Source organism: Microbacterium sp. BF1, from assembly GCF_019279095.1.
Lineage (GTDB): Bacteria > Actinomycetota > Actinomycetes > Actinomycetales > Microbacteriaceae > Microbacterium > Microbacterium maritypicum.
The window spans coordinates 1-5,021 of record NZ_JAGYWT010000169.1; the positions used below are offsets into that span (position 1 = coordinate 1).

Consider the following 5,021-nt stretch of genomic DNA (forward strand, 5'->3'; position numbering starts at 1 on the left):
GGGGTCGCGCAGGTCGATGCCGACGACGCGCAGACGGTGCAGCCAGTCCGCCGAGTCGGGCAGAGCCGAGAAGCGCCGCACGGCGTCGCGCGGGAATCGGGTGGTGATCGTGGTGTGCGCCCCGTCGCGGAGCAGCCGCAGAGCGATGTGCATGCCGATCTTGGCGCGACCACCCGTGAGCAGGGCGCGCTTGCCGGTGAGGTCGGTACGGGCGTTGCGCTTGCCGTGGCTGAAGCGGGCGCAGTCCGGGCAGAGCTGGTGGTAGAACGCATCCACCTGCGTGTAGGGCTGCTTGCAGATGTAGCAGTTGCGGGGCTTGAGCAGCTCGCCCGCGATCGGGGCGTCGATCACGCTCGTGGCGAGGTCGTTGCCGCGCGTCTCGTCGTCGATGCGGTCGGGCGCTCCGGTGGCGGTGCGGGCGACCACGGCCTTGTCGGCCTCGGCGATCGCATCGCGGATCTCCTTGCGGCGCACCCGCTTGACGGCCTTGAACATCGCCGCGGTCGCATGGCGCACGGCGACGAAGTCCGGATGCTCGTTGTCGATCTGGTGCAGCTCGGCGAGTACGCGAAGAGTCGTGGCGAGATCGTCGGGGTCGACGCCCGGTCCGAGGTCGGGTGCAGCGTCGGAGGGGGCGTCGGTCATTGTGCTGATTTTACGCGAGTGTCCTGGGGGTACGCCCGACCCCGCCCGCGGGGCACATGAGCCTGGCACATGAGCCGGTCGTCGAGCGCACGGCGCGACGTCGAGAGCCCGCGCACTCGACGGAGCGCGCGGGCTCACCGTAGCTACGCGATCCCGCCGCCGTCCACGACGAGCGCCGACCCGGTGACGTACGAGGAGTCGTCGCTCGCGAGCCAGACCACGGCCTGCGCGACCTCGCTCGGCTCGCCCATCCGTCGCAGCGGACAATCAGCGGCTTCGGCGAGGAAGGCGTCGGTGTCCTGCGCGAGCTGACGGGCCTCGTCGCGCAGCAAGATACCGCGTCACGTTCGCACGTGCCATCTCGCTACCTCTTTCATCATTTGTAGGAAGTTGTCGAACTTGTCCGCCTCAGGTGCGTGGTATCGCTGAAGCATCGTGGGTGATGTCCGCGCTGATCACGTCAGTCCGTCAGTTGATTTGTCCACGCAACGCGAACACGTCACGGACTCGATGAGTCAAGTCAGTGAACCGCTGCCTTGGCGTACGGCTCCACCGGCGATCTCAAGTTGCTGGACCCGTCATCTCTTGACCAAGAGATAGAGGTGAGTATTCCGCTGCGTTGGCTAGAGGTAGCGGCAGACGTCGTCCGGACTACACATGTCGGGTTCGACGCGTTCGGCGTGGTCGCGGAGCCCGGCGAGGGTGTCGCGCAGGTCGTGGAGCTGTCGGAGTTGCTGGTCGATATCAGCGAGCCTCGTGTCGAGCAGGTCCCGGACGTGTCCGCAGGGTGCTTGACCTTGGTCGCGGATGTCGAGGATCTGCCGGATTTGGAGGAGTGTAAGGCCTGCGGCTTGGCCGCGGTGGATGAAGTCGATCCGGGTGAGGGTCTCTGCCGTGTAGTCGCGGTATCCTGCGGGGGTCCGCTCAGCGGAGGGCAGGAGCCCCTTGTCTTCGTAGAACCGCAGCGTTTTCGTGGTCGTGCCGGCTGCATCCGCCAGTTCGCCGATCCGCATGTTCCTTGCTCCTCTGCATTTGTTGAGCGCGCCTCTTGACCTTCCCCTGTACTGGAAGGTTCATGATGACTGTATCAGCAGGATTTCCATTACTTCAGAGAGGAATCGGGATGCGTTCGACGTTTGATCTCGCGATTGTCGGGTCGGGTGGCGGGGCGTTCGCCGCCGCGATACGGGCCACCATGTTGGGTAAGTCGGTGGTGATGATCGAGCGTGGCACGTTCGGTGGCACGTGCGTGAACACCGGATGCATACCGTCCAAGGCGCTGCTCGCGGCCGCTGAGGCACGCCACGTCGCCGCCGACGCCGGTTCCAGGTTCCCGGGGATCGCCGCCACCGCGGACCTCGTGGACATGCCGTCGCTGATCGCTGGGAAGCAGGATCTGGTCGAGACGATGCGGAGCGAGAAGTACGTCGACGTGGCCGATGCCTACGGCTGGCAGAACTATCAGGGTGATGCGGCCTTTGCCGGTACCCCGGATGCACCGGTGTTGGAAGTGACCGCCGCGGACGGCAGGGTCGAAACGGTCGAGGCTGCGCATTACCTGATCGCCACGGGTGCGCGCCCCTGGGCCCCACCGATCGAAGGGCTGGACGGAGTCGACTTCCTGACCTCGACATCGGCGATGGAGCTGGATAAGGTCCCGGACTCGCTGCTGGTGCTCGGCGGGGGCTACGTGGCATTGGAGATGGCCCAGTTGTTCGCCCGGCTCGGCGCGAAGGTGACGCTGCTGGTGCGGTCCCGGCTGGCGTCGAAGGAGGAGCCTGAGGTCTCCAAAGCGTTGCAGGAGGTCTTCGCCGATGAGGGCATCCGGGTGGTCCGCCGCGCTGTTCCCACACGCGTGGCCCGGGACACGGCGACAGGGCAGGTCGTCGTCACGGCCGAGGTCTTGGGCGGCGGGCAGGAGTTCCGTGCCGACGAGATCCTCGTCGCGCTCGGACGCCGCCCGGTCACGCAGGGTCTCAACCTTGGCGCGGTGGGGGTGAACACCGGCGACGCCGGGCAGGTTCTGGTCACCGACGATATGCAGTCCTCGAACCCTCGCGTATGGGCGGCCGGGGATGTCACCGGGCATCCCGAGTTCGTCTACGTCGCGGCCCGGCACGGCGCGATGGTCGCCGAGAACGCCTTCGTCGACGCACACGAGTCCGTCGACTACACGCGGATGCCGCGTGTCACGTTCACCAGTCCCGCGATCGGCTCGGTCGGGATGACCGAGAAGGAAGTCCTCGCGGCCGGGATTCGCTGCGACTGCCGCGTCCTGCCATTGGAGTATGTGCCGCGGGCAGTGGTGAACCGGGATACTCGTGGGTTCATCAAGATGGTCGCCGACGCCGATACCGGTGAGATCCTCGGCCTCACCGCCGTCGCCCGGGACGCGGGCGAGCTCGCTGCCGCGGGCGTCCACATTCTCGGTAAGACCATCGCGGAGGTCGCCGACGCGTGGGCCCCGTACCTGACCATGGCCGAGGGCATCCGCATCGTCGCGAAAGCATTCAACACCGACGTCTCGATGCTGTCCTGCTGCGCCTGAGCACCGGCCGACCCGCTTCATCACCCACGAAACCGGAGAAGTGCCCATGACTGACCTCACGACCGATCTGTCCGCCCGGCTCGCCCGGTTCGATGAAGAAGCCCTGCTGGTCCCGTTGCTGCGACTGCTCGTCGATGGTGACCCCGTCATCATCGACGACCTTGCGGCCGCCACCAGGCTCCCCGTCGACGAGGTCCGGACCCGACTGGCCGCGTCGCCGGAGACCGAGTACGACGACCAGGGCCGGATCATCGGCCAGGGCCTCACCCTGCGCCCCACCAGGCACCGGTTCACTGTCGCCGGTGAGGAGCTCTACACCTGGTGCGCGTTCGATACCCTGATCTTCCCCGCTCTCCTGGACCGCCCCGCCCGCATCGAGTCGACCTCCCCAGCTAGCGGCGACACGATCCGGGTGAGCATCGACCCGACCGTCGGCATCACCAGTGTCGAACCGGCGACCGCGGTGATGTCCCTCGTGAACGCCGGAGACAAGCCCTCGATCCGCTCCTCGTTCTGCAACCAGGTCCACTACTTCACCTCCCCCCAGGACGCTGCCGGCTGGCTCACGGAGCACCCCGGCGCTCAGATCCTCCCCGTCAGTGACGCCTTCGAGCTTGGTAGCACCGTGGTCACGGGGATGCTCGAGCACCCCCAGCCCGGCACCCGCGTCGAACGATCCGGCAACTGCTGCGGCCCAGATACCGGCTGCTGAACCCGTAGTGGGCTCGCGAGGATGGCCGGTGAGCGCGGCTCACTGTTCGAGCTCGTCGCGATCTGAGCGCATAGTTGCTGAATAGCGCGGATGGTCCGCAAGATCGAACCGGCACTGCGCGCCACGTCATGAATGGCCGAACAGGATGCCCCCTCGTCACGCGGGTTGAGCCCCTCGCTCAGCTGAGAAGGATCAGTCACCTGCTCCTCAGTGGGGGAGAAATGTCCATATTGACATCACGTGGACATTTCAACTGACAAATGGACAAGTTCAATGACTCCCTACATCATTGGAAGATCTAGGTCGGGATCACCCCTTCGGGCGTACTGGTGTTCTGTATACAGAACGCAATCCTGTCAAGGATCGTCGGTCCGGATCGCTCCATCGAGACCATCCCGTGACGTGCCGGTCGCCCGTGGCGCAGACTGGATGCATGACCGATTCCGATCCGCACCTGCTCGGCCCCGGACTCCTGCCGACGCCGTTCACCGCCGCCGAGATCCGCGACGCCACCGGAACAGGCACCGTGATCCGGCTTCTGCTGGAAGGCCCCGACGGCCCGATGGCCGAGCACGTCAACCGCTTCCACGACACCGATGACGAGGGAGCGACCCTCGACCGCTGGGCCGCGGAGGACCCCAAGGCCGTCGTCTCGAACCGGGTGACCTGGGCCGAGCTGCAGGGCCATGCGGCCTTCGACGCCGGCACCACGAGCGTGTCGACCGTGAGCCTGTCGACACCGCTCGGCGTGCTCACCTGCCGCCGGTACGACACCGACGACGGCATCTTCTGGTTCTCGATCGACCACCCGGGCATGCCCGTGCAGTACGAGTCCGGCGGACTGCGTACGACCGTTCTGAGCATCGAGCGCGACTGACCGGGGCGTCGAGCGGAGAAGTTCCCCGGAACGCGGGCGAGACCGCTCGAACGTCGGCCCTCCGGCGTAGGGTCGCAGCATGAGCAGCACAGCATCCGCACAACATCATGGAGTGGTCCCCTCCTATCTGCTCGCGCGCCTGGACGAGTCGGGTCCGGACCTCGTCGACGGGGAGCCTGGTGGCGGCCGCAAGGTCGTCGATGATGACGGGGTCACCATCGACGAGCAGTCGCAGCAAC

General features: G+C 66.5%; 5 protein-coding genes and 2 pseudogenes. 3 read left to right on the plus strand and 4 right to left on the minus strand.

The window, feature by feature from the left end:
• From KZA10_RS07820 to KZA10_RS07830, 3 genes and pseudogenes are all read right to left on the minus strand, one after another.
• A pseudogene (locus tag KZA10_RS07820) lies at positions 1-645 on the minus strand (short-chain dehydrogenase); the annotation flags it as partial.
• Positions 646-788: 143 nt separating this feature from the next.
• Entirely contained in the window at positions 789-977 is a 189-nt protein-coding gene (locus tag KZA10_RS07825) for an SDR family oxidoreductase (protein WP_256934547.1), read from the minus strand.
• 291 nt (positions 978-1,268) lie between these two features.
• The gene (locus tag KZA10_RS07830; RefSeq protein WP_218682582.1) at positions 1,269-1,658 is read right to left on the minus strand and encodes a heavy metal-responsive transcriptional regulator; all 390 of its coding nucleotides are present in this window, start codon (positions 1,656-1,658) and stop codon (positions 1,269-1,271) included.
• Positions 1,659-1,768: 110 nt separating this feature from the next.
• On the opposite strand from KZA10_RS07830, the gene merA reads away from it, so the two are divergent.
• The 3 genes from merA (at position 1,769) to KZA10_RS07845 (ending at position 4,782) form a co-directional block, all read left to right on the plus strand.
• Positions 1,769-3,193, plus strand: coding sequence for a mercury(II) reductase (merA, locus tag KZA10_RS07835; protein ID WP_218682583.1), 1,425 nt, complete (start codon positions 1,769-1,771; stop codon positions 3,191-3,193).
• A gap of 46 nt (positions 3,194-3,239) precedes the next feature.
• The gene (gene merB / locus KZA10_RS07840; protein ID WP_218682584.1) at positions 3,240-3,905 is read left to right on the plus strand and encodes an organomercurial lyase MerB; all 666 of its coding nucleotides are present in this window, start codon (positions 3,240-3,242) and stop codon (positions 3,903-3,905) included.
• A 433-nt stretch (positions 3,906-4,338) separates the two neighbouring features.
• Positions 4,339-4,782 carry a hypothetical protein gene (locus KZA10_RS07845; RefSeq protein ID WP_218682585.1) on the plus strand — a complete coding sequence of 148 codons (444 nt, stop codon included), beginning with the start codon at positions 4,339-4,341 and terminating at the stop codon, positions 4,780-4,782.
• 157 nt (positions 4,783-4,939) lie between these two features.
• On the opposite strand, the pseudogene KZA10_RS07850 reads toward KZA10_RS07845, so the two are convergent.
• Positions 4,940-5,020, minus strand: a pseudogene (locus KZA10_RS07850) (alkylmercury lyase); the annotation flags it as partial.
• Between the last annotated feature and the right edge of the window lies 1 nt (position 5,021).

Bases quoted from the DNA above. Each gene is read 5' to 3' on its own strand.
- KZA10_RS07830 (WP_218682582.1), bottom strand. From the start codon at position 1,658: ATGCGGATCGGCGAACTGGCGGATGCAGCCGGCACGACCACGAAAACG.
- merA (WP_218682583.1), top strand. From the start codon at position 1,769: ATGCGTTCGACGTTTGATCTCGCGATTGTCGGGTCGGGTGGCGGGGCG.
- merB (WP_218682584.1), top strand. From the start codon at position 3,240: ATGACTGACCTCACGACCGATCTGTCCGCCCGGCTCGCCCGGTTCGAT.
- KZA10_RS07845 (WP_218682585.1), top strand. From the start codon at position 4,339: ATGACCGATTCCGATCCGCACCTGCTCGGCCCCGGACTCCTGCCGACG.